Source organism: Sinomonas soli (genome assembly GCF_054782415.1).
In genome coordinates this window covers 12,106-37,847 of record NZ_BAAGSN010000001.1, presented here as the reverse complement: position 1 = coordinate 37,847, position 25,742 = coordinate 12,106, and the positions used below count along the sequence as shown (strand labels likewise).

The 25,742-nt window shown below is 72.0% G+C and carries 26 protein-coding genes; 10 read left to right on the top strand and 16 right to left on the bottom strand.

All coding sequences use genetic code 11. The annotated features are described in order from the left end of the window. Positions 1–43: 43 nt before the first annotated feature. The 3 genes from ACYVKZ_RS00180 to ACYVKZ_RS00170 all read left to right on the top strand — a co-directional run bounded on the left by ACYVKZ_RS00180 (position 44) and on the right by ACYVKZ_RS00170 (position 4,111). Positions 44–1,297: a M20 metallopeptidase family protein gene (locus ACYVKZ_RS00180; RefSeq protein WP_460989955.1), complete on the top strand. Its 1,254-nt coding sequence runs from the start codon at positions 44–46 to the stop codon at positions 1,295–1,297. 46 nt (positions 1,298–1,343) lie between these two features. Beyond that, a complete protein-coding gene (locus ACYVKZ_RS00175; RefSeq protein ID WP_460989953.1) occupies positions 1,344–2,633 on the top strand; it encodes an MFS transporter in 1,290 nt (429 codons plus the stop codon). A 113-nt stretch (positions 2,634–2,746) separates the two neighbouring features. Further along, positions 2,747–4,111: an MFS transporter gene (locus tag ACYVKZ_RS00170; protein WP_460989951.1), complete on the top strand. Its 1,365-nt coding sequence runs from the start codon at positions 2,747–2,749 to the stop codon at positions 4,109–4,111. A 425-nt stretch (positions 4,112–4,536) separates the two neighbouring features. Here ACYVKZ_RS00170 and ACYVKZ_RS00165 read toward each other — a convergent pair whose 3' ends face one another. From ACYVKZ_RS00165 to ACYVKZ_RS00155, 3 genes are all read right to left on the bottom strand, one after another. Further along, the gene (locus tag ACYVKZ_RS00165) at positions 4,537–7,158 is read right to left on the bottom strand and encodes an ATP-dependent DNA ligase (protein WP_460989949.1); all 2,622 of its coding nucleotides are present in this window, start codon (positions 7,156–7,158) and stop codon (positions 4,537–4,539) included. A gap of 122 nt (positions 7,159–7,280) precedes the next feature. Continuing rightward, positions 7,281–8,057, bottom strand: coding sequence for a hypothetical protein (locus tag ACYVKZ_RS00160; protein WP_460989948.1), 777 nt, complete (start codon positions 8,055–8,057; stop codon positions 7,281–7,283). 172 nt (positions 8,058–8,229) lie between these two features. Further along, a complete protein-coding gene (locus ACYVKZ_RS00155) occupies positions 8,230–8,766 on the bottom strand; it encodes a flavodoxin domain-containing protein (protein ID WP_460989947.1) in 537 nt (178 codons plus the stop codon). Positions 8,767–8,917: 151 nt separating this feature from the next. Here ACYVKZ_RS00155 and ku point away from each other — a divergent pair, with 151 nt between their 5' ends. Next, on the top strand, positions 8,918–9,847 hold the full coding sequence (gene ku / locus ACYVKZ_RS00150) for a non-homologous end joining protein Ku (protein ID WP_460989945.1): 930 nt from the start codon (positions 8,918–8,920) through the stop codon (positions 9,845–9,847). A 13-nt stretch (positions 9,848–9,860) separates the two neighbouring features. On the opposite strand, the gene ACYVKZ_RS00145 is transcribed toward ku, so the two are convergent. Next, positions 9,861–10,730, bottom strand: a complete 870-nt coding sequence (locus tag ACYVKZ_RS00145) for a Rieske (2Fe-2S) protein (RefSeq protein WP_460989944.1) — start codon at positions 10,728–10,730, stop codon at positions 9,861–9,863. A 105-nt stretch (positions 10,731–10,835) separates the two neighbouring features. Between ACYVKZ_RS00145 and ACYVKZ_RS00140 the strand changes: the two genes are divergently transcribed. Together ACYVKZ_RS00140 and ACYVKZ_RS00135 are read left to right on the top strand one after the other, a co-directional pair. Beyond that, positions 10,836–11,126, top strand: coding sequence for a hypothetical protein (locus ACYVKZ_RS00140; RefSeq protein ID WP_460989943.1), 291 nt, complete (start codon positions 10,836–10,838; stop codon positions 11,124–11,126). A gap of 117 nt (positions 11,127–11,243) precedes the next feature. Continuing rightward, positions 11,244–12,092: a sulfurtransferase gene (locus tag ACYVKZ_RS00135; RefSeq protein ID WP_460989941.1), complete on the top strand. Its 849-nt coding sequence runs from the start codon at positions 11,244–11,246 to the stop codon at positions 12,090–12,092. Here ACYVKZ_RS00135 and ACYVKZ_RS00130 read toward each other — a convergent pair. From ACYVKZ_RS00130 to ACYVKZ_RS00115, 4 genes are read right to left on the bottom strand one after another with little or no spacing between them, the layout of a single operon-like run. After that, the gene (locus tag ACYVKZ_RS00130; protein WP_460989939.1) at positions 12,070–12,564 is read right to left on the bottom strand and encodes a ribose-5-phosphate isomerase; all 495 of its coding nucleotides are present in this window, start codon (positions 12,562–12,564) and stop codon (positions 12,070–12,072) included. The genes ACYVKZ_RS00135 and ACYVKZ_RS00130 overlap by 23 nt on opposite strands. Next, positions 12,561–14,324, bottom strand: coding sequence for a dihydroxyacetone kinase family protein (locus ACYVKZ_RS00125; protein WP_460989938.1), 1,764 nt, complete (start codon positions 14,322–14,324; stop codon positions 12,561–12,563). Before ACYVKZ_RS00125 ends, ACYVKZ_RS00130 begins: the two co-directional genes overlap by 4 nt. A 35-nt stretch (positions 14,325–14,359) precedes the next feature. Continuing rightward, a complete protein-coding gene (locus tag ACYVKZ_RS00120; RefSeq protein ID WP_460989937.1) occupies positions 14,360–15,133 on the bottom strand; it encodes an SDR family NAD(P)-dependent oxidoreductase in 774 nt (257 codons plus the stop codon). A 45-nt stretch (positions 15,134–15,178) separates the two neighbouring features. Further along, positions 15,179–16,018 (bottom strand): sugar phosphate isomerase/epimerase family protein, encoded by an 840-nt coding sequence (locus ACYVKZ_RS00115; protein WP_460989935.1) that lies wholly within the window; start codon positions 16,016–16,018, stop codon positions 15,179–15,181. A gap of 182 nt (positions 16,019–16,200) precedes the next feature. Between ACYVKZ_RS00115 and ACYVKZ_RS00110 the strand changes: the two genes are divergently transcribed. From ACYVKZ_RS00110 to ACYVKZ_RS00095, 4 genes are all read left to right on the top strand, one after another. Then, complete coding sequence (locus ACYVKZ_RS00110; protein ID WP_460989934.1) at positions 16,201–17,541, top strand: MFS transporter; 1,341 nt, start codon at positions 16,201–16,203, stop codon at positions 17,539–17,541. Positions 17,542–17,564: 23 nt separating this feature from the next. Then, positions 17,565–18,515: a transketolase gene (locus tag ACYVKZ_RS00105; protein ID WP_460989932.1), complete on the top strand. Its 951-nt coding sequence runs from the start codon at positions 17,565–17,567 to the stop codon at positions 18,513–18,515. Next, entirely contained in the window at positions 18,512–19,519 is a 1,008-nt protein-coding gene (locus tag ACYVKZ_RS00100) for a transketolase family protein (protein ID WP_460989931.1), read from the top strand. The genes ACYVKZ_RS00105 and ACYVKZ_RS00100 overlap by 4 nt, the downstream gene beginning before the upstream one ends. A gap of 116 nt (positions 19,520–19,635) precedes the next feature. Further along, positions 19,636–20,316: a GntR family transcriptional regulator gene (locus tag ACYVKZ_RS00095; RefSeq protein ID WP_460989929.1), complete on the top strand. Its 681-nt coding sequence runs from the start codon at positions 19,636–19,638 to the stop codon at positions 20,314–20,316. Between the two features lie 23 nt (positions 20,317–20,339). On the opposite strand, the gene ACYVKZ_RS00090 is transcribed toward ACYVKZ_RS00095, so the two are convergent. The 8 genes from ACYVKZ_RS00090 to ACYVKZ_RS00055 form a co-directional block, all read right to left on the bottom strand. Further along, positions 20,340–20,597 (bottom strand): hypothetical protein, encoded by a 258-nt coding sequence (locus ACYVKZ_RS00090; RefSeq protein WP_460989928.1) that lies wholly within the window; start codon positions 20,595–20,597, stop codon positions 20,340–20,342. A gap of 119 nt (positions 20,598–20,716) precedes the next feature. Then, on the bottom strand, positions 20,717–21,121 hold the full coding sequence (locus tag ACYVKZ_RS00085; RefSeq protein WP_460989926.1) for a hypothetical protein: 405 nt from the start codon (positions 21,119–21,121) through the stop codon (positions 20,717–20,719). Next, positions 21,118–22,743: a radical SAM protein gene (locus ACYVKZ_RS00080; RefSeq protein WP_460989924.1), complete on the bottom strand. Its 1,626-nt coding sequence runs from the start codon at positions 22,741–22,743 to the stop codon at positions 21,118–21,120. The genes ACYVKZ_RS00085 and ACYVKZ_RS00080 overlap by 4 nt, the downstream gene beginning before the upstream one ends. 32 nt (positions 22,744–22,775) lie before the next feature. Next, positions 22,776–23,102 (bottom strand): hypothetical protein, encoded by a 327-nt coding sequence (locus ACYVKZ_RS00075; protein WP_460989923.1) that lies wholly within the window; start codon positions 23,100–23,102, stop codon positions 22,776–22,778. Positions 23,103–23,260: 158 nt separating this feature from the next. Beyond that, positions 23,261–23,632, bottom strand: a complete 372-nt coding sequence (locus ACYVKZ_RS00070; RefSeq protein ID WP_460989921.1) for a hypothetical protein — start codon at positions 23,630–23,632, stop codon at positions 23,261–23,263. Next, a complete protein-coding gene (locus ACYVKZ_RS00065; protein ID WP_460989920.1) occupies positions 23,629–24,405 on the bottom strand; it encodes a prolipoprotein diacylglyceryl transferase in 777 nt (258 codons plus the stop codon). The genes ACYVKZ_RS00070 and ACYVKZ_RS00065 overlap by 4 nt, the downstream gene beginning before the upstream one ends. 91 nt (positions 24,406–24,496) lie before the next feature. Then, the gene (locus ACYVKZ_RS00060) at positions 24,497–25,318 is read right to left on the bottom strand and encodes an SDR family oxidoreductase (RefSeq protein WP_460989918.1); all 822 of its coding nucleotides are present in this window, start codon (positions 25,316–25,318) and stop codon (positions 24,497–24,499) included. 54 nt (positions 25,319–25,372) lie between these two features. After that, positions 25,373–25,708: a hypothetical protein gene (locus ACYVKZ_RS00055; RefSeq protein ID WP_460989916.1), complete on the bottom strand. Its 336-nt coding sequence runs from the start codon at positions 25,706–25,708 to the stop codon at positions 25,373–25,375. Positions 25,709–25,742: the final 34 nt, after the last annotated feature.

Sequence of the window (25,742 nt, the reverse complement as noted above, 5' to 3'; positions counted from 1 at the left end):
CCGAGACGCGGGCCACACAAGGGCCCGGGATCTGGAGAAGCCCTTGTCTGCCACTGCTATCCTCGAGGACGCCCGCGAGCTTGAGGGCGAGCTCGTCCGGCTGCGGCACGCGCTGCACCGCGAGCCCGAGCTCGGGCTCGAGCTGCCCCGCACGCAGGAGAAGGTCCTCGAGGCGCTCTCGGACCTCCCTCTCGAAGTCACCCTCGGCACGGGACTGAGCTCCATCGGCGCGGTCCTGCGCGGTGGTGCGCCGCACGACGCCGGCTCCCGCTCGGGCGCCGCCCTCGCCGAGGGGGGCCGCCCGGTCGTCCTCCTGCGTGCGGACATGGACGCGCTCCCAGTCCAAGAGGAGACAGGGCTCGATTTCGCCTCGCGGATCCGTGGCCGCATGCACGCGTGCGGCCACGATCTGCACACCGCGATGCTCGTCGGCGCGGCGCGCCTGCTTTCCGAGCGCCGCGAGCGGCTCGCGGGCGACGTCGTCTTCATGTTCCAGCCCGGCGAGGAACTGCTCGCCGGGGCTCCGATGATGATCGGGGAGGGCATCCTCGACCTAGCAGGTCGCCGCGCCGACGCGGCCTTCGGCATGCATGTTTTCAGCGCCGGCGGGAATGCGGGCCGCTTCGAGACCAAGCCCGGCGTGATGATGAGCGCCGCGGACGCGCTGTTCGTGAAGGTCCTCGGCCGCGGCGGCCACGGCTCTGCCCCCCATCTGGCCCAGGATCCGGTGCCCGTGATGGCCGAGATGATCACGGCGCTGCAGGCAATGGTGACGCGGCAGTTCGACGCCCACGACCCCGTCGTCGTCGGCGTCGGCATGGTCAGGGCCGGCGAGGCCATCAACGTCATCCCGGATACCGCGGAGTTCGGCGCATCCCTGCGCATGTACTCCGCGGAGTCCCGTCGGAGGCTCCAGTCCGCGATTCCACGACTGCTCGAAGGCATCGCCTCTGCCCATGGCCTCGACGTGGACGTCACCTACCACGTGGGGGGCAGCGTCACCGTGACCGATCCGCTCGAGACAGACTTCGCGGCCGAGGCGATCACCGAGATCCTTGGCGGCCACCGCCACTTCCGAATGTCCAAGCCCCTCGGCGGCTCCGAAGACTTCGCCGACGTCCTCGCCGCGGTGCCCGGTTCCTTCATCGGCCTGGACGCCACGCCAGACGGAGCCCGCGGGGACGCGCCCTTCAACCACTCTCCCCGCGCCGCCTTCAGCGATGCGGTCCTCGCCGACGGCACCGCCGTCTACACCCAGCTCGCGGTGGACCGGCTCGCCCGGCTCGGGGCCGTCTGACCGCTCCACCTGCCCGTCCACCCCGTTCCCTTTCCAGGAAGAGCCCATGACGACAACACCAGCCCTCACCGCTCCAGCGCCCCGCGCCACGAGGGAGCAGCGCCGCACCCTCTTCGCCACCGGCCTGGGCAACGCCCTCGAATGGTTCGACTGGGGCATCTACTCCTCCTTCGCGGTCTTCTTCGCCCCTCAGGTCTTCAGCCCCAAGGACCCACTCGCTGCTCTCCTCGGGGCCATGGCGATCTTCGCCGTCGGCTTCGTGGCGCGTCCCGTCGGCGGCTGGCTGTTCGGTCTCCTGGCCGATCGGAGGGGCCGCAAGACGACCATGCTGCTCACGGTGGCGCTAGCCTCCGTCGGCTCGCTGCTCATCGCCGTCGTGCCGACCTACCAGGCGGCGGGTGCCCTCGCCGCCGTCGTGCTCCTCGCCGCCCGCCTCATCCAGGGACTCGCCCACGGCGGGGAAGCCCCGTCGGCGCAGACTTACCTCTCCGAAGCGGCGCCCAAGGAGCGCCGCGGCGTCTGGGCGTCACTCATCTACTTCTCGGGCACCCTCGGCATCTGCCTCGGGCTCCTGCTCGGCGTCGTGCTCGGACTGGTCCTGCCAAAGGCGGACATGGCCGCCTGGGGATGGCGGCTGCCGTTCCTCGTCGGCGCGCTCCTCGGCCTCTACACCTTGATCGCGCGCTCCCGGATGCCCGAGACGGAGGTCTTCACCCAGGCTCCCGGGCGCCGCGAGCCAGCATGGCCCGCCATACGCGCCCACCGGCGCAGCGCCCTGCAGATCATCGGCCTCTCCGTCGGCGCGACCGTCTGCTACTACGTCTGGAGCGTCGCGGTCGTCCAGCAGGCCGTCGTCGTGCACAAGATGGATCCCACGCTCGCGCTCATGGCCTCGGTCGCCTCGAACCTGGTGCTCGTGGCAACCCTGCCCTTCTGGGGTCGCTTCTCGGACCGGTTCGGCCGCCGCAGCGCACTCATGATCGGCACCGGGGTGCCCATGGTCCTCTTCGTCCCGCTCAACGCCATGATCGGCAGCTCGTTCCTCTCGCTGTTCCTCCCAGCCACGGTCATCCTGGTGTTCATGGGCGCGAACCTCGCCAGCAGCCCGGCCGTGATGGCCGAGCTCTTCCCGACCCGCATCCGCACGGTCGGCGTCGCGATCCCGTACTCGGTAGCGGTCGCCGTCTTCGGTGGGACGGCCCCCTACCTGCAGCCCTGGGCGAATGCCGCCTTCGGGCCCTTGGTGTTCTCGGTGTACGTGATGGTCCTGCTCGCCATATCGACAGCCGTGGCCTTCAGACTGCCCGAGACGAAGGGCAAAGACCTCTCCGCCTAATCCGACACAAATGCCATACAGGCATGCGAACACTGCCGAAAAAGTCTTTGTTGATATCGGGTGCGCTCCCTCACACTCGTGAATGAGCCCTTCCAGAAAGTCCTGAAAACACCATGAGCACCGATTCAGCCGACAGCGCTCACCTCCGCCTGAAGAACGCGCGCAGGTCCGTCGTCGGAGCCTTCGTCGGCACCGCCCTCGAGTGGTACGACTTCTTCCTCTTCGGCACCACGGCCGCGATCGTCTTCGGGCCGCTGTTCTTCCCCGCGACGGACCCGGTCGCCTCCCAGATGGGCTCCTTCGCCGCCCTCGGGCTGGGCTTCATCGCCCGCCCCGTCGGCGCGATGGTCTTCGGCCACTACGGCGACAAGCTCGGCCGCAAGGGCGCCCTCATCGTCACGGTCATGATCATGGGAGCGGCCACGACCCTGATCGGGGTACTGCCCACCTTCCACACAGCAGGCATCGTGGCCCCGGTGCTCCTCGTGCTCATCCGCCTCGTCCAGGGCCTTGCGGCCGGCGGCGAATGGGGCGGCGCCACTGCGATGGCCGTCGAGAACGCCCCGGTGGCCAAGCGAGGGCTGTACGCGGCGGTCGTCCAGCTCGGCTCCCCGGCCGGCACCCTGCTCAGCTCGGGCGCCGTGGCCCTCGTGGCCCTCCTGCCCAAGCAGGAGTTCATGGACTGGGGCTGGCGCCTGCCGTTCCTGGTCTCGTTCATCCTCGTGCTCGTGGCCCTCTGGATCCGCTGGTACCTGCCCGAGACCTACGAGTTCAAGGCCCTGGAGGCCGCCGGGGAGACCGCGAAGGCGCCCCTGCTCGAGGTCTTCACGAAGAACCCCCTCAAGCTCCTCATCGGCGTCGGCGCGTACCTGTACTCGACGGCCGGGTTCGGCATCATCACGACCTTCATGATCAGCTACGTCACCCTCGTGCTGAAGCTTCCCGCCACGGTCATCCTCAACGCCACGATCTTCGGCGCCGTCGCCCAGGGCATTGTGCTCATCATCTCCGGCAGAATCGCGGACCGTATCGGGGCGGCGCGGACCGTGCTATGGGGCTACATCGTGACCCTCGTCCTTGCCTTCCCGATCTTCTGGCTCGTTGACACGAGGGACCCAGGCCTGATCATGCTCGCGATGATCCTCGCCTTCGGCCTCGGAACCATCCCGTACGCCCCGATCGGGGCCATGTTCCGCGACTACTTCCCCTCGAAGGTCCTCTACAGCTCGATGGCCCTCTCCGCGAACGTCGCCGGCATCATCGCCGGCTTCACCCCCCTCATCGCCACCGCCGTGCTCGCCCTCTCGAACAACCTCTCCTGGGGCCCGGCCGCCCTCCTGGCACTCATCGCCGCCATCTCTGTGATGTCGACATTCGCTGTGGTCGTCTCCATCCGGCGCCATGGCTTGCAGGGAGTCGACAAGGGGCCTGCCCTCGACGAGGGCGAGACCCGAAGGCAGGATGCCGCAAGGCACTGAACGCTCTCGATCCACCAACCCGTGCCGCTCCTCGCACCGTGCGTACCAGCCTCAGCCACAGGAAGAACCCGATGAAAGAAACTGAACACAAGCATGCGGGCAAGACGAACTGGACTCCTGAGGTCGGACAGGTTGTGGAAGTCCGACGGCGCGGGACAGTGCGTCGGAGCGGCAGTGTAGATGCCGTGATGCCCGACGGGAGCGGCTTCTGGCTCGCAGCCGACGGCCTCAACACGCGGGCGTTCGTGTTTTCCCAAGAATCCGACGTGGAGGTCTCGGCCCGCTCGTAATGCGGGCCGGCCGCATCAAGGCCAGAGGGCTCCGCTCCGGGAGTTGTCCTCCTGAACAAGGTTGGAGCCACCTACGCCCGGTTGCGGAGTCACCTACGTTCGCTTTGGTGCGGAAGTGACTCCTCAAGGGGCGGGTCAGCCTTCCAGCACCACGTCCGCAGCGGCCTTGTCCGGCCGCCAGCCCCGCCACACCGGGTGCCGGAGCCGGCCGCCGCTCGTGCGCTCCCCGTACCGGACCTCGGCCACGAGCTTGGGCGTGACCCAGTGCGCGTCGCGGGTGTCCTCCGGGGGCACGTCCACCAGCGGCGGGGTCTTGCGCTCGAGGGGGCGCAGCCGGGAGGAGACCTCGGCGAGCATGCGGTCCGTGAAGCCCGAGCCGACCCGGCCCGCGTACCGCAGCACTCCGTCGTCGTCCGGGATGCCGAGCAGGAGCGAGCCGACAGTCCCCGCGCGGCCTCCCTTGCCCTCCCGCCAGCCCGCCACCACGACCTCCTGGGTCCTCTCGTGCTTGATCTTCACCCAGGCCCCGGAGCGCCGGCCGGCCTCGTAGCGGGCCGAGGGGCGCTTGGCGATGACGCCTTCGAGCCCGTGCTCCGCGGAGGCCTCGAGGACATCGTCGATGCTGCCCTTGAAGACGGGGGAGAGCTGGGCGCTCGCAGGCAGCCCGCCCTCGGCGAGGAGCTCGAGGGCCGCCCGTCGCTCGCGGAACGGCAGGCCGATGAGGTCGCGCCCCTCGTACTCGAGCAGGTCGAACAGCACGATCCGCACGGGCACCGCGCGCCGGGCGCGCTCGACGTCGGCCGGCCGGCTGAGGTTCATCCGCTGCTGCAGGAGCCCGAAGTCCGGGCGGCCGCCCGGGGCCTGGGCGATGATCTCGCCGTCGAGCACGGCGGGCCCGAGCTCCGCGAGGTCGGCGAGCTCGGGGTACGTGAGCGTCTGGTCGATCCCGTTGCGGCTGATCAGCCGGGTGGCGCCGGCGCGGGTGTCCACGATCGCGCGGATCCCATCCCACTTCATCTCGAACGCCCAGTCGCCCTCCCGCACGAGCCCGGCGGTGCCGGACTGGGCGAGCATCGGCGATGGTGGCGGGCCGGACGTCGCCGGCGCCCCGCCCTCGGCGTCGGACGTCGCCGGCGCCCCGCCCTCGGCGTCGGGTGCCCCGACCTCGGCGTGGGTGCCGCGCCGCCAGTGCCCCTTGGCTTGGTCCTTCATGAGGTGCGCGAGCCAGTTCTCCTTCCCGGCAGACCCCTTCTCGGTGCGGATGAGCGCGAGCCGGACGCCCTCGGGTGCTGAGCGGCCCTCGGCCGAGCCGTCGGCCGCCTGCCCCAGCCCCTCGGCCACCGCCTCGAGGCCGGCGCCCTCGCGCCCGTGCAGGATGACGATGATCTCGTCCTCGCGCCACTTCTCGACCTCGTACGTGCCGGTGTCCCAGACGTACATCTCCCCGGCGCCGTACTCGCCCTGCGGGATGCTGCCGGAGAACGTGAGGTACTCGAGCGGGTGGTCCTCGGTGTGCACGGCGAGGTGGTTCTTCCCGGTGCTGGTCGGGATGCCCTTGGGGATCGCGAACGAGGCCAGCACCCCCTCGTGCTCGAGCCGCAGGTCCCAGTGCAGCCGCCGCGCGTGGTGCTCGTGGATCACGAAGGCGTCCCCGGCGCCGGGCGTGGGCGCCTCGAGCGGGACGGGCTCGGGGGTCTTCGCGGCATGCCGCTTGGCTCGGTACTCGGTGAGCCGGTCGGCGGACGACGGCGGTCGGCGGCCGCCGTCGTCGTCCTCGCCGGTGGAGGGGGAGCCCGAGCGCGCCGCGGCCGAGGCGCGGGACCGCGGGCGGGACGAGCGGCCGGCGTCGTGCTCCCCGGCCAGGGCGACCGGGTGCAGCGGCGCGAACAGGTCCCCGTACGTCTCGAGGCGCCCGGCCATCTCGCTGTAGCGCACGTGGGCCAGATCGGGGGAGTCGATCTCCTCCCAGGTCCGCGGGGCGGCAACCATGGGCTGGACTCGGCCGCGCAGCGAGTAGGGGGCGATCGTGGTCTTCTGCCCGCTGTTCTGGCTCCAGTCCACGAGCACCCGGCCGCCGCGCAGCGTCTTCTTCTGGTCGGCGACCACGAGGTCCGGGTGGTCCGCCTCGAGGGACTTCGCGAGCTCGCGGGCCACGGCGGAGACGGCCTCCCACTCCTGGCTGCCGTCGAGCTTCGCATAGAGGTGGATGCCCTTGGACCCGGACGTGACGGGCACCGAGACGAGCCCCAGGTCGTCGAAGATCGGCTTGACCAGGCGCGCGACCTCGACGCACTCGGGCAGCCCGGCGCCGGGGCCGGGGTCGAGGTCGATCACGAGCCGGTCCGGGTTGATCATGGTGTCCTCTTCGACGGCGCGCCACTGCGGCACGTGGATCTCGAGCGCCGCGATCTGGGCGAGCCAGATGAGGGTGGGCAGGTCATTGACGAGGGGGTAGGTGTTGGTCGAGCGGCGGTGGTGGAGCGTGACCCGGCGGACCCACTCGGGCGTGGACCGTTCGTCCAGGTTCTTCTGGAAGAACACCTCGCCCGGCTCGTCCGCGGTGCCCACGCCGTGGACCCACCGCTTCCGGGTGGCGGGCCGGTCCCGGACCGCCGGGATCATGACGGGGCCGACCATCCGGTAGTACTCGATGACGTCGCCCTTGGTGGTCCCGGACTCGGGGTACATGACCTTGTCCAGGTTGGACAGGCTGAGCCTGCGGCCCTCGATCTCGACGGTCTCGCGCTGCGCTGCCATGCGGCTAACCTCCCATGCGCCCCGGTCCGGGGGAAGATGTCCCCGTGGACCTACCCGTCCGGGCGCCGGTCGAACCGCCGTCGGCCATCGGCGCACGGCGGCACCTCGCCCCACGTGACCGCTCAGGCCGTTCCCGACGCGCGCGTTCCCTGGCCCGCGGGGGGCTTCCGGATTCTTGCGGCTGCGCGGTGGGGTGCGGTGAGGAACCACGTCAGAACCGCCAGGCAGGCGGCGCTGATGACCAGGTGGACGACGACGACCGAGAGGCCCGTCCGGATGCCCCCGAAGAGGTTGTCGACGACGGCCGCGACTGCGAAGACCACTCCGCCGAGTGCGGAGACCAGCAGCAGCCCGGGGGCCGCCGTGTAGCCGAAGGAGCGCCTCGCCCACAGCAGGACCCCGCCCATGAGCAGCACTGGGGTGCCCAGGACCCAGTCGGCGGCCCAGTGCCCGCGCCAGGCCGCCTCGGTCTCGCCTCCGAAGGCGCCGAATGCGGTTGAGAAGAGCCCTGCATAGGCCAGCACGCCGATCACCGCCAGGATCGCCCCTACTGCCCTGGCCGGCGCCGCATCGAAGTGCTCGCGCAGGGCCGTCCCGTCGATCCCGGTCGCCAGTGATGCCAAGCCGTAGGCAGCGGCGAGGAAGACCGCAACATCGGCAAAGAGAAGCGGCGTGAACGGCGCACCGATGAGGTACGGGACGCAGGCGTAGGCGAGGTAGAACAGGGCGCCGGGCCACAGCAGCAGCGCGGTCAGCGAGCCACGCAGTGCCAGCCAGACGGCAACCACAACGAGCAGCACGGCGACCAGATTCGCCGCGTCCGCGCCCTGGGAGACCAGGACCGACTGCGACTGGACATACCTGCCCGGTCCGGCCGCAAGCCCGAGTGCCGAGGACATCACGACGGCCGCAGAGGCTATCAGGGAGGCCGCCGCAGCGGGCCCTAACCCGTGCCGCATCGGAAGGCGCTCCTGCATCCCTCGCCTCCTCCCGTCTGGGAGCGACGCCGCGCCCCCGAGCGACGCCGCGCCCCAAGCGGCGCCGGCCCCAGCCTCCGGCGCCGGCCCAGACCTACCCGGCCCGCAGCTCCTCGGCGATCCCGTGCGCCCAGGCCTCGACCTCGTCCCAGTCGCGGAAGTCGCCGGCGGGCAGCGACTCGCGGGGATGCCCGGGCAGATGCTCCATGATCTTCTCCATGAGGCCCACGGGCTCGGACCCGGGGTCCCACTTCCCGAAGAACACGTGGTCGCCCCTGACATTGAGTTCGTCGGCGAACTTCTCGAACTCGCGCGGCTCGGTCTTCTCCCGGACGTCGCGGCCCTCCGTGTCCTCCTTCTCCTCGCCGAGGGGGCCGCTCGCGAAGAGCCAGACGGGCCGGTCGGCCAGGTCCCGGTGGTGCCGCTTCGCGAACGCGGTCGCCGCATGCATCCAGTGGAGGGCGTAGGCGGCGCTGCCGAGGACGACGGCGTCGAAGTGCGTCACGTCGTCGACCTCCTCGACCGGTCTGACGGTGACGGGGAACCCCTCGGCGGTGAGCGTCGAGCCGATGCGCTCGGCGATCCCCTTCGTGGCCCCGTGCTTGCTCGCATAGGCGATGAGGACGTTCACGGCTCCTCCTTGGGCGGGCGGCGGCAGGCGCCGGCTCCTCCCACGGTGCTGCGCCGCGGGTCCGGCCGCCAAGGGGACAAGGGCCCGTTCCGGGCGCCGCGCGCGGGCCGAGGACCTATCCATCGTGTGGAATGTGCGGTTCACTGGGCTCATGCGGTCTATCTGGAAGGGCGCCATCAGCTTCGGCCTGGTCAGCGTGCCCGTGAAGGTGTACAGCGCCACCGAGGACCACGACCTCAGGCTGCACCAGGTCCACGACAAGGACCGCGGCCGCATCCGCTACCAGCGCCGCTGCGAGGTGTGCGGGGAGGTCGTCGAGTACGCGGACATCGACAAGGCCTACGAGGAGGGCGGCCGCACGGTGGTCCTCACCGACGAGGACCTGAAGTCCCTGCCCGTGGAGCGCAGCCGGGAGATCGAGGTGGTCGAGTTCGTCCCGGACGAGCAGATCGACCCCATGTACTTCGAGAAGAGCTACTACCTCGAGCCGGAGAAGGTCGGCGTGAAGCCGTACCAGCTGCTGCGGCGCACGCTCGAGCAGACCGAGCTGACCGCGGTGGTGAAGTTCGCGCTGCGGCAGAAGTCCCGGCTGGGGGCGCTGCGGGTGCGCGGGGACGTCATGGTCCTGCAGGCGCTCCTGTGGCCGGACGAGGTGCGGGAGGCGGCGTTCCCCATCCTCGAGGACACCGAGGTGAAGATCTCGGACAAGGAGCTGAAGATGTCCTCCTCCCTCGTGGAGAGCCTCTCCTCCGACTTCGAGCCCGAGCAGTTCACCGACGAGTACCAGACCCAGCTGACCCAGCTGGTCGAGGCCAAGCTCGCCAAGGGGGACGCGGTGGACACCGAGGAGACGTTCGGCGCCCCGGCCGAGGAGGGCGAGGGCGCCGAGGTCCTGGACCTCATGGAGGCCCTGCGCCGCAGCGTCGAGAGCCGCCGCAAGGCCGCTGGCGGCGCGAAGGAGCCCTCGGGCGCCAAGTCCTCCGCCGGCACCCGCAGCCGCACCAAGAAGGCGGACGACGCCGAGGGGTCACCGCAGGAGGAGAAGGCGCCGCCGAAGCGGCGCACCCGCAAGACCGGCTGAGCGCCGCGAGGCGCTACCTCTTGGCGCGGACCTGGATGCGCCCGTCCCGGACGCGGGTCTCGTAGCTCGGCTGCGGCGCGCTCGCGGGGCCGAGGACCGGGGCACCGTCGGCGAGGCGGAACTGGCTCCCGTGCCACGGGCACGTGACGCAGCCGCCCTCGATGGTTCCCTCGTTCAGGGGGCCGCCCGCGTGGGTGCAGACGTTGTCGAGCGCGACGATCCGGCCGCCGTCGCGCGTCACGAGCAGGGGGATGTCGCCGAGCTGGACCACCGTCGGGGCGGTTCCCTCGAGCTCGGCCTCGTCGAGGAGGTCCTCCCAGTCGAGGGGGCCCTCGTGGTACGCGGTGTGGCTGACCTTGACTCCCTTGGAGTAGGTGAGGTGGCCGCCGAGGTACCCGCCCACCGTCAGCACCCCGAGGCCTGCGAGGGCGAGGGCGCGGCCGGCGGGGCGGCGTCCCGCGCGGCGGGCGGCGAGGGAGGCGGCGTAGAGCCCGAGCGCGGCGGTGTTCGCCGCCGCGTGGACCAGGCCTACCCGCTCGGTGGGCCCGTAGGTGTCCGACCAGTCGTTCAGGCCGGCAGCGGCGGTGGGCACGGCCGCTGCGAGCCCGGCGGCGACGAGGAGGTCGGCCGCGGCATCGGAGCCGCGGCCGCTGTCCCCGCCGAGCGCCCCCTTCACATCGAGCAGGGCCGCCATGCTCCAGGCCCCGATCGGCACGTCGGTGAGGACCGCGTGCAGCGGGTGGCCGGTCGGGATGCCGCTGAGCGCGTTGCGGACCGCGCGGGGGCGGACCAGCGCGTGGGCCGCCTTCCGCACGGGCTCGGCCACCCGGTCGAGGAATTCCAGGCGCTCGAGCCGGCTGACGGCGTCGTCCAACAGATTCATCGTGTTCTCCTTGGCCGCGGGGCGGGGACAAGGTCAGTCCTACCCGCGTGCGCGCGGCTGACGCAGGCCCGATTGGCCTCCTCCGCCGCGGGGTACAGGTGCGGCATGACTGAGAACCCAGACATCGACCGGACCGCCAACCTCAACGAGAACGACTACAAGACCGGCAACCCGGACCTCGAGCCCCGCGACTCCGGCGACCAGGCGAATGACATCCGCTTCAGCGAGGAGGAGCAGCTCATCCGCGAGCAGGCGCAGGGCATCCGGGCCCAGAAGGACAGCGTGCCGCGCGACAACTCGGACGTCGACAAGGCGATGGCGGGCTTCGATGTCCCCGACGCCGACCTGAACAGCGACGCGAGCGACGACCCGCCCTTCCACGGCCAGGAGGACTAGGATCCGTCACTCCCGGCGCGCGCTGTGCCGGTGCTCCGGGCGGCCGCGGCCAGACCGCCAGTCCACACCCTGAGATGGCCTGATCGCAATGTGGACCTCGGGGCTACCGTGGGCAGTATGAGCGACGGCCCCACAGCCCAGGATCTGCCACCCTTCGTCGACGCGGCGTGGCTGAGTGCGCACAGGAGCGGCCTTGTCGTCGCCGACGCCCGGTGGTACCTCGATGGCGCATCTGGCCGCGCGGCCTACGAGGCCGGGCATCTTCCCGGCGCGGTGTTCGTGGACCTCGACGCCTGGTTGTCGGGAGAGTCAGGGTCGCGGGGGCTGAATCCCCTTCCCGACCCCGAGGTGTTCGCACGGGGGATGTCCTCTCTGGGGATCAGCGACGACACGACGGTCGTGGCCTACGACGATGCTGGGGGAGTGATCGCCGCCCGGCTCGTGTGGATGCTGCGCGCCCTCGGCTGCCCTGCGGCCCTGCTCGACGGCGGCCTCGCCGCCTGGACGGGGCCGCTTGAGACGGAGCCCGTTGAGCCCGTCCCGGCGGCCTTCACGCCGTGCCCGTGGCCTCAGGCCCAGCTCGCCCAGCTCGACGACGTGGTGGCCGGGAGGGGCACCGTCGTGGATGCCCGCAACCGCGACCGCTTCGACGGCAGCCTCCAGCTGCCCACCGATCCCCAGGCCGGGCACATTCCCGGCGCTCTGAACGTCCCCTGCCGTGGCAACCTCACCCCCGCCGGGCGGCTGCGCCCCGTCGACGAGATCCGGGAAGCGTTCACGGCGGCCGGCGTCGAGGACGGCGAGGCAGTCGTGTCCTACTGCGGCTCCGGCATCACCGCGTGCCACAACCTGCTGGCCCTCGAGCACGCGGGCATGGGCCGCGGTCGCCTCTACGCGGGCGGTTGGTCCGAGTACGCCGCAGACCCCCGCCGCCCCGCTGCCGTCAGCGGCCCTCGTAGTCGCTGAGCACCTGGACCTTGGCGGCCGAGGCGGAGCCCGGGTCGAACGTGTACCCGATCCACTCCCTCGCGAGGCGGCGGGCGAGCTCGAGTCCCACCACGCGCTGGCCCATCGTGAGGACCTGGCAGTCGTTGGACAGGATCGAGCGCTCCACCGAGAAGGAGTCGTGCGCCGTGGCGGCCCGGATCCCGGGGACCTTGTTCGCGGCGATGGCCACGCCGAGGCCGGTCCCGCAGAACAGCAGCGCCCGGTCCGCCGTGCCCTCGCTGATCAGCTGCCCGGCCGCGAGCCCCACGTAGGGGTAGGGGCGGGTGAAGTCCTCGGCCGCCCGGTGCACGCCGATGTCGATCACCTCTGCCACCCGGCCGTCGGCCTCGAGGTCCTTGAGGAGGGCTTCCTTGTAGTCCACCCCGGCCTCGTCCGAGCCGATGACGATGCGCAGGCCGCCTGCGGCGGGTTCCGTGGTCTGGCCGCTCATGCGGTCACCTCCTGAGGGGCTGCTGAAATGATGGCCGGCCCGAGCGCGGCGAACACCGCGGCCAGGGACGTCGCGCCGGGATCCGGGGTGCCCACGCTCTTCTCGGCGAGGGGACGCGCGCGGCCCTTGCGCGGGGTCAGGGCAGCGGTCGCCGCGGCGGCGTACTCGGCCGCCCGGCACGCGCGCTCCCACGCCGCGGCGAGGCTGTCCCCCCGCACGACGGCGCCGCGCAGCTCCTCCTCGAACGGCGCCAGGGCGTCGACGAGCGTCTTGTCGCCGGGCTGGGCGCCGCCGAGCGCGGCGATGCGCGCGGCGAAGGCCGAGATCCCGGCGGTGACCCCAGCGGCGTCCGGCGCCTCGAGGTCTCCGAGGGCCTCGCCCCACGCGCGCAGGCCCGCGCCCCACAGGACCCCGGAGGTCCCGCCGGCGCGGTCGGCCCACGCGTCTCCGCCCGCGGCGAGGACTGATCCGGCCCCACGGCCGCCGGCCAGGGCCTCCCGGGCCGCGGCCACGGCGGCGCCGATGCCGCGGACCATGCCGCGCCCGTGGTCGCCGTCGCCCGCGACCGCGTCCATCGCGCCCAGCTTGGCCTCGAGCTCGGCGAGCCGGGCGGAGGCGGACTCGAGGGCCGCGACGACCGCCCCGGCATACTCGCGCGAGGCCTCGGACGACGGCGGTGCCTCGGCAGCGGCGGCCGGCCCGCCGGCGTCGTCCGCGGACTCCACCGCGGAGGCGGCGGCGACGGACCCGCGGCGGAAGGCCGGGGTCTCGGCGGGGGCGAGCCAGAGCTCCTCGAGTTCGTCGTCGAGCCACGTCACGGTCAGCGAGACGCCGGCCATGTCCAGGCTCGTGACGAGCTCGCCGACCTCGGGCGCCACGATCTCGTAGCCCGCCTCGCGCAGGAGCGGCGCGACGGTGCCCCACAGCACGAAGAGCTCCTCGTGCTTGGTCGAGCCGAGCCCGTTGAGGATCACGGCGATGCGCGCCCCAGCGCCGCCGGCCCCAACCTCCTCGGCATCCGCGGGTGCCTCGGCCAGGACGCCCTCCACGACCATGCGGCCGAGCTCGGCGGCCGAGGCCAGCGGGACGTCCCGCAGCCCGGGCTCGCCGTGGATCCCGAGCCCGAGGCCCATGTGCCCCCCGGGGAGGCTGAACAGCGGAGCGTCGGCGCCCGGGAAGGTGCACCCCGAGAAGGCGGTGCCGAGGGTGCGGGTGCGCTCGTTGGCCCTGCGGCCGATCCGCACCACCTCGTCGAGGTCGTATCCGGCCTCGGCGGCTGCGCCCATGGCCTTGAAGACCACGAAGTCCCCGGCGATTCCGCGGCGGCGCTCGGCCTCGGCGGCCGGCGCGGAGGCGACGTCGTCCGTCACGAGCACGTTCTCGGCCCGGATCCCCTCCGCGGCGAGGCGCTCGGAGGCGAGGCCGAAGTTCATCACGTCCCCGGCGTAGTTGCCGAAGGTGAAGACGACGCCGGCGCCGGAATCGGCCGCGCGGGCCACCGTGCAGGCCTGCTGGGTGGAGGGCGAGGTGAAGATGTTGCCCACCACGGCACCGTCGGCGAAGCCAGCGCCGATCAGCCCGGCGAAGGCGGGGTAGTGCCCTGAGCCGCCGCCCACGAGGACGGCGACCTTGGGCTGGGCGGGGCGGCGCCGGCGGACCGCCCCACCGGGCACCTGGCGGACGAGGTCCGCGTGCACGTCGCAGAAGCCGGCGAGGGCCTCGTCGGCGAAGTCCGCGGGGTCGTTGGCGATGCGCGTCATGGAAGTCTCCTGGGGACCGGTGGTTGAGCGGAGCGTCAGTGGATGTGGCTGCCGCCGTTGACGTCCACCGTGGTGCCGGTGAGGTAGGAGGCGCCGTCGGAGGAGAGCCAGGTGATCACCGAGGCGATCTCCTCGGTCGAGGCGGTGCGGCCGAGCGGGATGTCGCGGGCGATCGCGGCCTCCTGCTCGTCGGTGCTGCCCACGCGGATGTTGGTGTCCACGGCGCCGGGGGTGATGGCGTTGACGGTGATCCCGGTGGGGGCGATCTCGCGGGCGAGGGCCTTGGTGAAGCCGAGGATGGCGGCCTTGGCGGCGGAGTAGGGGACCCGGCCGAACACGCCGCCGCCGCGCTGGGCGGAGACGGAGGACATGTTCACGATCCGACCCCAGCCGCCCTCGATCATGGCCGGCAGGAACGCCTTGGTGACGAGGTAGGTGCCGGTGGCGTTGACCGCCATGACCTTGTTCCACAGGGCGAGGTCGGTCTCGAGGAACGGCACGGGGGAGGTGATGCCGGCGATGTTGGCGAGCGCGCCGACCACGGGCAGGCGGCCTGCGGCGACCTCCGCGGCCACGGCGCCGGCAGCGGCGGCGACCGAGGCCTCGTCCGCCACATCGACCTCGTGCCCGAAGGCGGGGACGTTGAACTCGTTGGCAATGTCCTGGGCGGTCTTCGCGGACTTCTCGCCGTCGAGGTCCAGGATGACCACGCCCCAGCCCTCGCGGGCGTAGCGGCGGGCGGTGGCGAGGCCGATGCCCTTCTCGGAGGTGGCGCCGGTGAGGATGGCGGTGCGCTGGATGCTGCTCATGGTGGTTCCTTCTTGTCTCTTCGGTGAGGTCTGGCAGGGGAGGGGTCAGATGAGGTCGGTGATGAAGCTCGCGGACTTGGCGGCCGCCGCGGGGCGCTCGTCGTGGGTGAGGTCGTGCGCCTCGAGCTCGAGCGAGAAGTGTCCGTCGAAGCCCACGTCGCGCAGGGCGGCGAGGGCGCCGGCGAAGTCCACGGAGCCGTTGCCGATGCTGAGGTTGATGTTCCCCGGCACGGCGTCGCGGAGGTGGACGTGGGCGATGCCCTGGGCGCCCGCTCGGGCCGCCAACGCCCGGATCGCTTCCTCCGGCCGGCTCCCCGAGGCGACGACATGGGAGAGGTCGACGACGTGCCGCACCCGGGTGCCCACGAGCCGGTCGGCGAGGGCGAGAGCCCGGTCGAGGGTCCCGCACAGGCGGTAGTAGTGCAGGGATTCGGTCCACAGCTCGACGCCGAACGCCGCCGCGCGCTCGGCGGCCACCGCGAGCTGGTGGGCCACGAGGCCGAGGTCCTCGCCGAGGCCCCGCACCGGCTCGGGGCTCAGGGCGCCGCAGGGGAGCACGAGCGCCTTCGCTCCGACGGTGCAGGTCAGGGCGAGCAGCCGGTCGAGGTGCGCCGCCCGCGCGGCCAGCCGGGCGCCGTCGAGCGTCGCGTTGAGGTCGCCGACATCCCCGTTGACCGAGCGGACGCGCAGCCCCGAGCCCTCGACGCGGGCCGCCACGGCCGCGATGTCCGCATCGGTGAGCTCGAAGGGGACGTGGTCGCACACGCCGGGCAGGGCGCCGAGGTCGATCTCCTCGAAGCCGAGGCCGGAGATGGTGGCCAGCGCCTCGGGAGAGGGCAGGTGCCGGAAGCTGATCGACGAGCAGCCGAGTCGGTCGTGGAACATCGGTGTCCCTCCAGGTGGAGCGGTGGTGTGACGTCAACCACGGTAGGCGGATGCAATGTCGACAGTCAACCGGACAGGTCGACTGTTGACATTGAAGGGTGACGCGCAGCACACTGGCATATCATGTCGACTGTCAACAGGGACGGCGGCAGCGAGAGAACCCCACTTTCGGAAGGAACGCAATGAGCAACGAGGCTCTGGCCATGCGCGGCCCGGTCCACGGCACCAAGGACGCCCGGCGCGTCGCCGTCGGCTCTGCCGTCGGGGCCGTCATCGAGACCTACGACTTCATCGGCTTCGGCACCGCGGCAGCCCTCTACTTCAACCACGCCTTCTTCCCCGGCGCCGATCCGGTCACGGGCACCCTGGCCTCGTTCGCCACCCTCGGCGTCGGGTTCGCCGCCCGCCCGCTCGGCGGCATCATCGGCGGCCACCTCGGCGACCGCCTCGGCCGCAAGCCGGTCCTGGTCACCTCGCTCATCATCATGGGCCTCGCGACGTTCGCGATCGGCCTGCTGCCCACGTACGCCGCGGTGGGCATCCTCGCCCCCGTGCTGCTCGTGGCCGTCCGCATCATCCAGGGCCTCGCGTTCGGGGCCGAGTGGGGCGGGGCGATCCTCATGAGCTACGAGCACGCCCCGTGGCGGCGCAAGGGCGCGGTGACCGGCATCGTCCAGGCCGGGTTCCCCGTGGGCCTGCTGCTGGCCAACCTCGTGTTCCTCTTCAGCGTCCACCTCGGCGATGAGTGGGCCTGGCGCATCCCGTTCCTGGCGAGCCTCGCCCTCGTGATCGTGGGCCTGATCATCCGCTCCAAGGTCCCGGAGTCGCCCGTCTTCGAGGACGTCAGGGACCGCGGCGAGATCGCCAAGTCCCCCATCAGCCAGGTGATCCGCGAGGACTGGCGCAACATCGTGCGGGGCATCGGCCTGCGCATCGCGGAGACGGCCGGCTACGCCGTGTCGATCACGTACATGATCTCCTACATCAACTCGACCAAGCTCGCGGACAAGAACCAGACGCTCATCGCGCTGTGCATCGCCTCCGCCATCGGCATCATCGCCACCTGGAAGTGGGGCGCCCTGACCGACAGGGTGGGCCGCCGCCCGGTGTACATCGTCTCCTGCGCGTTCGCCGTGGTGTTCGGCGTGCCGATGTTCCTGCTGGTCAACACCGGCATGTTCCTGTTCATCGTGGCCACCATCGTGATCGCCTACGCCGTGTGCCAGAACTCCCTCGCCGGCGCCCAGGGCGCCTGGTTCCCCGAGCTGTTCCAGGCCAAGACCCGCTCGTCCGGAGCCTCGCTCGCCTACCAGATCTCGGCCATGGTCTCCGGCTTCACACCGTTCATCACCACCCTGCTGTTCGTCAGCTTCGGCTGGATCGGCCCCGCCCTGCTCTTCAGCGCCTACGGCGCGATCGGCCTCTGGGCCGCCCTCGTGACCCGCGAGACCTGGGGCCGCCGCGAGCGCGAGGCCGCCGAGCTGGCCTCGGCCCAGACCCCCGCGCCGGCGAGCACCCACTGAAGGACCCGAGGAAGACGCAACCGATGACCTCATCGACACTGGAAACCCCCACCCCCGCCGGGCTGGCCGAGCGCCGCGCCGCCGTGGAGGCCGCCGCCCACCGGATCCGCCGCCACGCCCTCTTCATGGGCGAGGTCCAGGGCCAGGGCTACGTGGGCCAGGCCCTCGGCGCCGCGGACATCCTGGCCACCGTGTACACGGACCAGCTCCGCTTCCGCCCCGAGGACCCCGAGTGGGAGGGCCGTGACCGGTTCCTCCTCTCCACCGGCCACTACGCGATCGGGCTCTACGCGGCGCTCGCCGAGGCCGGGACCATCCCGGTCGAGGAGCTCGAGACCTACGGCTCGGACGGCTCGCGCCTGCCGATGTCCGGCATGTCCACCTACACCCCGGGCATGGAGATCTCCGGCGGCTCGCTCGGGCACGGGCTGACCGTCGCGGTTGGCCTGGCCCTGGGACTGCGCTACCGCGGCAACGCCGCCCGGGTGGTCAACTTCCTCTCCGACGGCGAGCTCGACGAGGGCTCGACGTGGGAGGCCGCCATGGGCGCCGCGCACCACCGCCTCGGCCGGCTGACCGCCGTGGTGGACATCAACGCCCTCCAGGCCGACGGCGCGACCGCCGGCGTGCTGCGGACCGAGCCGGTCGCGGACAAGTGGGCGGCCTGCGGCTGGCGCGTGTTCCGCGTGGACGGCAACGACGCCGGCGCCCTCCTGGAGGCGTTCGACGCCGCCGGGCCGGGTTCTGCGGTGACGGACGACGGCGAGGGGGCACCCGCCGTCGTGCTCTGCGACACGAAGGTGGGGCGGGGCGTGCCGCTGCTCGAGCAGCGGGAGAAGGCGCACTTCATGCGCATCGAGGAGCACGAGTGGGCGATCTGCAACGAGCAGCTCGAGGCGGGCTGGGCGGCCCGGCAGGACGCGGCCGGCCAGGCGGCAGCCGGGCGGGGCGAGGGCCAGGAGGTGACGGCATGAGCACGGCAGCAGTGGCAACGGGCGCAGCCCCGAAGCTGAAGACCTCGGCGATGATCGCCTCGTTCGCCGACCCGGGCCAGAAGACGGCGCCGGCTCCGTTCGGGCACGCGCTCGCCGCGGCGGCCGAGGCCGATCCGCGGATCGTGGGGCTCACGGCGGATTTGGGCAAGTACACGGACATGCACATCTTCGCCGAGGCCCACCCGGAGCGCTTCTTCCAGATGGGCATGGCGGAGCAGCTGCTCTTCGGGGCGGCGGCGGGGATGGCCGAGGCCGGGCTCGTGCCCTTCGCCTCGACCTACTCGGTCTTCGCGGCCCGGCGCGCGTACGACTTCATCTGCCTGGACATCGCCGAGCCGAACCTGAACGTCAACATCGTCGGCGGGCTGCCGGGGCTGACCACCGGGTACGGGCCCTCGCACCAGGCGACCGAGGACGTGGCGATCTTCCGGGGCATGCCCAACCTGACGATCGTGGACCCGTGCGACTCGGTGGACATCGCGGCCGCCGTCCCGCAGCTCGCGGCCGCCGACGGCCCTACCTACCTGCGCCTCCTGCGCGGGAAGGTGCCCACCGTGCTGGACGAGTACGACTACGAGTTCGAGCTCGGCAGGGCCAAGGTCCTGCGCGGGGGAAACGACGTCGTTTTCGTCTCCTCCGGGCTCATGACCATGCGGGCGCTCCAGGCGGCCGCCGAGCTCGAGAAGCACAAGGTGGACGTCGCCGTCGTGCACACCCCGACGCTCAAGCCCTTCGACGAGGCGACCGTCCTCGCCGAGCTGGCGGGGGACCGGCTCGCGGTGACGCTCGAGAACCACACCGTGGTGGGCGGCCTGTTCGAGACCGTCGCCTCGGCGCTCGTCCGCGCCGGCCAGGCCCGGCGCGTGGTCCCGGTCGGGCTCCCGGACGAGTTCCTCGACGCCGGTGCCCTGCCCACGCTGCACACCAAGTACGGCCTCAGCGTGGACCGGATCGTCGCGAAGGTCCTGTCCGAACTCGGCTGAGCCTCGGCTGAGCCGGACGCCGAAACCACGGGCGGGCGCGGGCCTCTGGGCCCGCGCCCGCCCTATCATGAGTGTCAACGACTGTCGGGTGACAGTCGACACAAGGGGAGGAACCCATGGCCGTTGCAGCATCCCTGCTGGGGCTCGAGAAGCGGAGCCTGCGCGAACAGGCGCTCGCCGCGCTGCGCCGCGCCATCACCTCCGGGGAGCTCGCGCAGGGCCAGCACCTCGTGGAGACCGAGCTGTCGGAGATGCTCGGCATCAGCCGCGGGACGCTCCGCGAGGCCCTGAGGCAGCTCGAGCAGGAGGGCCTGGCCTCGGCCGGCCCCCGCGGGCGCCTCAGCGTGCGGCACCTCGACGCGAAGGAGATCCGGGACATCTTCGCGGTGCGCGGGGCCCTCGAGTCCCTCGCAGCCCGCACTCTCATCGAGCAGCCGCGGCGGGCCAAGGCCGTGGGCGAGCTCCGGGACGCGCTCGAGCGCATGGACGAGGCGGCGGGGCAGTCCCTCGAGGACAGGATCGAGGCGGACCTGGACTTCCACCGGCTCCTGTGCCGCCTCTCCGGGAACGAGACCCTCCTGCACCAGTGGCAGTCCCTCGAGGGATCCATCCGGATGTCCATCATGTTCGCTGGGCTCGAGCGGGCCACGAGCAACATGAGCGTGGACCGGCACCGGGCCATCGTGGATGCGGTCGAGTCCGGGGACGCCGCGACGGCGCGCGAGACCATCCTCGCCCACATGGACTCCGCGTCGGACAACCTCGTCAGCGAGGCAGCGGTGGCCCAGGCCCGCTGAGCCGCGGCGTCAGCTCAGACCCGCTAGGGAATCAGGGTGGGTCCGACGAGGAGGGCCACGCACAGGCCCGCGCCGATGAGGATCCACGCGCCGATGGCCATCAGCAGGCCGGCCCCGAAGCGCATCGTCGCCGGCCGCACGGTGAGGACGATCGCCCCGGCCACGTACGCGAGGAACAGCAGGAAGCCGATGTAGCCCGGCACCCAGCGGATGCTGCCCAGGGCCACCGAGAGGCCGAAGAGGAGGGCGAGGGCGCCGATCCCCGCGAAGAGCCCGCCCACGATGGAGCCGCCCCCGCGCCGGCGGGGCGGGTAGGGCGGCTGGGGCGGCCAGCCGGGCTGCGCGGGCGGCTGAGGCGGCCACCCTGGCGGCTGGGGTGGCCAGCCGGGCGGTCGGTTGCTCACAGGAGTCCCCCTCGGGTCAGCAGCGAGTAGATGCCCCACAGGCCGGCGGCCGTGAGGACCGCAAGGTAGGCGAGCACGAGCCGGGTGTCGCGCAGGTAGCACTTCGACCGGGTCAGGCCGGCCCGCCGCGCCCTCCAGTAGCCGGCGAAGCCCACGGCTGCGAACACCACGAGCGCCACGGGACCCGCGAGCCAGCCGAGCAGGGCGATCGTCGCGAAGATGCACAGCCGCAGCGGGTCGAACGGGGCCTGGTCCTCGCCGCCACCGGCGCCTTCCGGAGGCGCGGCCGCGGACGACGCCCGCCGCTCGCCGTCGTGCGCCGCCGCGCCTGCCGCGCCGCCCACCAGCTCGGAGGGGAGAGGGCCGGAGGCGATGCGCCGGGCGTCCTCCTCTGCGCTCACAGCACCTCCAGCGGCAGCGGTTCGTGGGGGAGTGCCCGCGGGAGCGGGACCCCCGTGGCGCTGCTCATCCGCTGCCGGGCGAGCTGCGGCCATGCCTGCACGGCGCAGAACGGCGCGCACTGGTGGGCGCCGTCGTCGCCCTTGGTACCCACGTGGACGCAGCACTGCATGAGCCGTTCTTCGATCATGGTCGAGATGTCCATGAAGGGCTTCACGGTGATGCGGGTGACCCGCTCGGCCAGGAGCTTCCTCAGGCGCTGGTGCTGGCCGGGCAGCGCGCCGGCCGCGAGCGTGGTGAGCGTGCCGATGCCGAGGTCGCACTGGGTGCAGATGTTCTTCCACAGCTCGGCGGTGCTCGGATGCGAGAGCGAGGACTGCTCGCTGAGCAGGTCCAGCAGCGAGGACTTCATCATGGAGCGCATGCCGAGGGGCAGCGAGCTGTCGGCGATCCGGTTGGCGAGCGAGTCGGGGTCGAGCTCTAGCCAGGAGAGCAGGCGGTCGTGGCCGACCAGCTGGGTGAGCGACCGCCAGACCCCGGAGTCGTCCTTGAGCATGTAGCCCACGGAGGCGCAGTGCGGGTGCGAGCATGGCAGCGCGGTCAGGTCGTGCCACGAGACCACCCCGCCGGTCTGCTCCTCGAGGCGCGCGAGGACTCCGCCGTGCGTGAGGCGCCCGGAGGGGTCGATCCCGTGGCCGCGGCCGGAGCCGAACACGGGCTGGAGGGCCACGCCGCCCATGAACGGCGTCTCGAGGGCGCGCATCACCACGTCGCCGATCTCGCCGTCGTTGACGCCGAGCGCGGCGGTCATGGTGAGGGTCGTGAACACCCCGGCCGCGGAGAGGCGCGAGATCGCGGCGTCCTTGATGCGTGTGAGGTCGCCCCCGCGGTGGTGGACCGAGGTCTCCCTCGACGGCCCGTCGTACTGCAGGTAGACCTCGACCCGCTCGCGGTGCCGCTCCAGCAGAGAGAGCAGGCCGTCGTCCTGGGCGATCCGCACCCCGTTGCTGTTGACCATGATGCGCACGATCGGCCGCGCCACGAGTTCCTCGAGCAGCTCGGCCAGCTGCGGGTACAGCGTGGGCTCGCCGCCGGAGAGCATCAGCACATCGAGCCGCCCGTTCTCCCGGGCCAGACGCGTGTCCACGTTGGCGAGGACCTCCCCGATCGGGGCGACCCCCTGCAGCTGCGGCCCCGACGCGGTGAAGCATGTGGGGCAGCGCAGGTTGCAGTGCTCGATCACATCCTGGAGCAGGATGCACGTGTGCTGCGTCTGCATGGCCGGCAGCCCGAAGGCGTAGGCCTCCGGCACGGGCCTGAAGTTCCCGGCCGCGTCCGGGACATGCTGCTTGGTGGGCGCCTGCCACTTCTCCAGATAGGCGAGGATCTCCGGGGACTCGTCATAGAGGGTCCGCACCAGCCCGTGGTCCGGACAGCCGCGCTCGAGCCACACCCGCCCGTCGCGGACCATGAGCGCCCCGGCCAGCCGGCGCACCTGCGCGAGCGGCGGGTTCTCCTCATGGCACTTCGGGCAGAAGGCCGTGACGTACCGGTGGATCCTGTCGCCGCGGAGCGGCTGCCCGGGGCCGAGGGGAGCCCGGCGCGGTGGGGACGAAAGGCTCATGCTGTTGCTCCTGTTCGACGAAGGTGGACGGGTCACGCGGCACCGGGCGTTCTGGCGAGGTCTGCAACGCAGGGGCCGCCGCCGACCAGGAGCCAGACGCCGAGTCCTATCAGCAGGCCTGAACCGATGGCCCGGCCCGGACGCCAGAGGGCCAAGGCGATGGCGCCGACGAGGTAGATGGCCGCCGGAACGAAGGCACCTGCACCGGCGCGTGCGTTCGGGTAGCCGCCGGAGCTCAGGTACATCACGAGGTAGACCACGAAGAGGCCCACCCACCCGATCCCGATGGCCAAGGGCATCTGCGACCATTGGCTCGGTTCGGGGGGAAGCTCGTCACGGAGCGGCGGCTCTCTTCCCATCTCACGTGCTCCTTATCTCACCGTGCCGGCGACGCAGATACCCGCCGCGAGAATCAGGCCCAGGCCGAAGGCGATCAGGACGATGACGGCGAGGAGGCCGAACGCGCTGTCGCTCCACGCCGAACCACGCCAACTCCGTCGGCGGGGCCTCCGGCTCCTCATGCCTGCCTCATCTGGACGAGGACGCCGACGCAGAGTTCGCCGCCGAGGAGGAGCCAGATGCCGAAGGCGATGAGCATCCCGGCACCCGTCAGCGACGTCCTCCGCCGGACGGCGAGCACGACCGCGAGCACAAGGTAGCCGACGAAGAGGCCCCAGAACGTGATCGCGAGTCCGAGCGGTGCCCCATACGGGCCCCGTGGCCCGATGGCCGGGAGCATCGACAGGCCAACCGCGTAGAGGTAGACGATGCCGAGGCCGAGCGACAGAGGGAGGAAGCCGCCGCGTGCACTTGTCCGCGCCTCCTCGCCGGGCGGCGGGGGCGGTGGGTCCGGCGAGGGCCCGCCCTGCTCCGGACGGTCCTCGCTCACGCGGACTCTCCCGTGGCGCGGGCCGCGGCGGCGGCCTCCTCGGGGCGGGGGCCGGCCAAGACCTTCCACACGCGCCAGGCGAGCAGGGGCAGCATGGCGAGGAGGAACCACTGCGGCCGGCTCATGCCGAGCCAGAGGTCCTCGTTGCCGCGGACGAACTCGACGGCGAAACGGAAGAGCGCGTACGCCGAGACGTAGAGGACAAAGAGGTCCCCGGAGCGCCGCACGCGCCCCCGGTATCGGATCATGAGGGCGAAGGCGGCCGCGTGGAACACGATCTCGTACGCGAAGGACGGATGGAGTCCGACCGCGGCCGGCGCGCCGAACATCGCCGCCTGCTGCGGGGCGAGCGTGATGCCCCAGGCACCCCCGGTGGGTGTGCCGGGGAGCTCGGTGAGCAGGCACCCGATCCGGCCGATGGCCATGGCGAGGGCGACAGCGGGCGCGAAGAGGTCACCGGTCGACGCCCGGTACCCGACCAGCCGCTTGCCGAGGTGCACGCCGAGCCAGGCTCCGACGAGTCCGGCGAGGATGCTGCGGTCGCCCTCAGTCCACCAGTCGACGGGGGAGATCGGCCGGGTCGGGTCCCACGTGATGCGCGACCCGATCGCGCCGAACGCCACGGCGAAGCCGGCGAGGGCCCACAGCCGCGGATCGTCGAGGCCGCGGCGACGCTTCTCCAGGGCATAGAACACGAGCGCCGCGGCGATGCCCAGACCCACGAGCATGCCGTGGACCACACCGTTCCCCGCGTACGGCAGCCCCCACGTCATGGCCCCTACAGTAGGGCCGGTGATACCCGACGGGGTAGAGCCCGGGCGCCTCTGTGGACAACTGGTCGGAGGGACCGGGGCGCGTCCCTCCTCAGCGCACCTTCTGCGCAGCCCGCCCCACGAAGTGGTCCATGCCCCGGTTGATCCCGAAGAAGTCGGCCAGCCGGTCGAACGCCCGCGTCGGCAGGGCCCGCATGAGCGGCACGAGCCGGGCGAACGGCGGCAGGACGATCTGCTCGCGGCCGGACTCGATCCCGTCGATGACCTTCAGCGCCACCTCCTGCTCCTCGAGGATCGGCAGCAGCAGCGGGAAGCGGGTCTCGACGCCGGCGAACATGCCGGTGTTGATGTAGTACGGGCAGACCACAAGCGTCCCGACCCCGTGCCCCTCGGCGCGCAGCTCGGCGCGCAGCGACTCGGTGAAGCCCAGGGCCGCGAACTTGGAGGCGGAGTAGTCCGTCTGGCGGGCGACGCCGATCAGCCCGGCCGCGCTCGCGATGGTCGCCACGGTGCCGCCCCGGCGGGCGACCATGCCCGGCAGGAACGCGCGGGTGACCCAGTAGAGCGCGAGGGTGTTGACCTCGAACGTGCGCCGGATGGACTCCTCGGTCGCCTCGAGCAGGGGCTTGCCTGCTACCACGCCGGCGTTGTTGACGAGGACGTCCACGTCCCCGGTCCCGCGGGCTGCGGCGGCCACCCGCCCGGCGTCCGTGACGTCCACGGCGTACGAGCTGGCGAGTCCCCCGGCGGCGACGATCTCCGCGGCGACCGCCGCGCCGCCGTCGTCCGAGAGGTCCCACACCACCACCTCGGCGCCCCGCCGGGCCGCTTCAAGGGCCATGAGCCGGCCGATTCCGGAGGCTCCTCCAGTGATCAGGATGCGTGCGCCGCGCAGGCGGGTTCCTCGGTACATGTGATCTATGTTACCAACGAGTAGCTTTCTGGGAACCCCGTCGGCGCGGGGGTTTCAGGCGATCCCGCCGGTCTGCGCGAGCATGGAGAGCCAGACCTCCCCGCCGAGGAGCAGCCACACGCCCAGGCCCACGAGGAGGCCAGCGCCGAGGTTGCGGTACGGGCCCCTGCGGATGGCGAGGACGAGCGCCCCGGCGAGGTAGAGGAACCCCGGCAGGAACGCGAGGCTGCCGATGCCGCCCTGCGGGCCGACGGCGGCGAGGATCGCTCCGTAGACGATGAAGAGGACGGCGGCGCCCGCGACGATCCCGGCGCCGAAGCCGCTGCCGGAGAAGCCCGGCCGCGGGCCCGGCGTCGGACCGCGGCGATACCCGGGAGACGTCTGCCCCATGATCGGTGACGTTACTGCTGCGCGGCCCTGGCGC

Coding starts and splice junctions, on each gene's coding strand:
- ACYVKZ_RS00075 (WP_460989923.1), bottom strand. CDS start 23,102: ATGGGAAGAGAGCCGCCGCTCCGTGACGAGCTTCCCCCCGAACCGAGC.
- ACYVKZ_RS00055 (WP_460989916.1), bottom strand. CDS start 25,708: ATGGGGCAGACGTCTCCCGGGTATCGCCGCGGTCCGACGCCGGGCCCG.
- ACYVKZ_RS00175 (WP_460989953.1), top strand. CDS start 1,344: ATGACGACAACACCAGCCCTCACCGCTCCAGCGCCCCGCGCCACGAGG.
- ACYVKZ_RS00120 (WP_460989937.1), bottom strand. CDS start 15,133: ATGAGCAGCATCCAGCGCACCGCCATCCTCACCGGCGCCACCTCCGAG.
- ACYVKZ_RS00105 (WP_460989932.1), top strand. CDS start 17,565: ATGACCTCATCGACACTGGAAACCCCCACCCCCGCCGGGCTGGCCGAG.
- ACYVKZ_RS00060 (WP_460989918.1), bottom strand. CDS start 25,318: ATGTACCGAGGAACCCGCCTGCGCGGCGCACGCATCCTGATCACTGGA.
- ACYVKZ_RS00080 (WP_460989924.1), bottom strand. CDS start 22,743: ATGAGCCTTTCGTCCCCACCGCGCCGGGCTCCCCTCGGCCCCGGGCAG.
- ACYVKZ_RS00065 (WP_460989920.1), bottom strand. CDS start 24,405: ATGACGTGGGGGCTGCCGTACGCGGGGAACGGTGTGGTCCACGGCATG.
- ACYVKZ_RS00110 (WP_460989934.1), top strand. CDS start 16,201: ATGAGCAACGAGGCTCTGGCCATGCGCGGCCCGGTCCACGGCACCAAG.
- ACYVKZ_RS00135 (WP_460989941.1), top strand. CDS start 11,244: ATGAGCGACGGCCCCACAGCCCAGGATCTGCCACCCTTCGTCGACGCG.
- ACYVKZ_RS00095 (WP_460989929.1), top strand. CDS start 19,636: ATGGCCGTTGCAGCATCCCTGCTGGGGCTCGAGAAGCGGAGCCTGCGC.
- ACYVKZ_RS00165 (WP_460989949.1), bottom strand. CDS start 7,158: ATGGCAGCGCAGCGCGAGACCGTCGAGATCGAGGGCCGCAGGCTCAGC.
- ACYVKZ_RS00125 (WP_460989938.1), bottom strand. CDS start 14,324: ATGACGCGCATCGCCAACGACCCCGCGGACTTCGCCGACGAGGCCCTC.
- ACYVKZ_RS00140 (WP_460989943.1), top strand. CDS start 10,836: ATGACTGAGAACCCAGACATCGACCGGACCGCCAACCTCAACGAGAAC.
- ACYVKZ_RS00130 (WP_460989939.1), bottom strand. CDS start 12,564: ATGAGCGGCCAGACCACGGAACCCGCCGCAGGCGGCCTGCGCATCGTC.
- ku (WP_460989945.1), top strand. CDS start 8,918: ATGCGGTCTATCTGGAAGGGCGCCATCAGCTTCGGCCTGGTCAGCGTG.
- ACYVKZ_RS00145 (WP_460989944.1), bottom strand. CDS start 10,730: ATGAATCTGTTGGACGACGCCGTCAGCCGGCTCGAGCGCCTGGAATTC.
- ACYVKZ_RS00100 (WP_460989931.1), top strand. CDS start 18,512: ATGAGCACGGCAGCAGTGGCAACGGGCGCAGCCCCGAAGCTGAAGACC.
- ACYVKZ_RS00115 (WP_460989935.1), bottom strand. CDS start 16,018: ATGTTCCACGACCGACTCGGCTGCTCGTCGATCAGCTTCCGGCACCTG.
- ACYVKZ_RS00160 (WP_460989948.1), bottom strand. CDS start 8,057: ATGTCCTCGGCACTCGGGCTTGCGGCCGGACCGGGCAGGTATGTCCAG.
- ACYVKZ_RS00170 (WP_460989951.1), top strand. CDS start 2,747: ATGAGCACCGATTCAGCCGACAGCGCTCACCTCCGCCTGAAGAACGCG.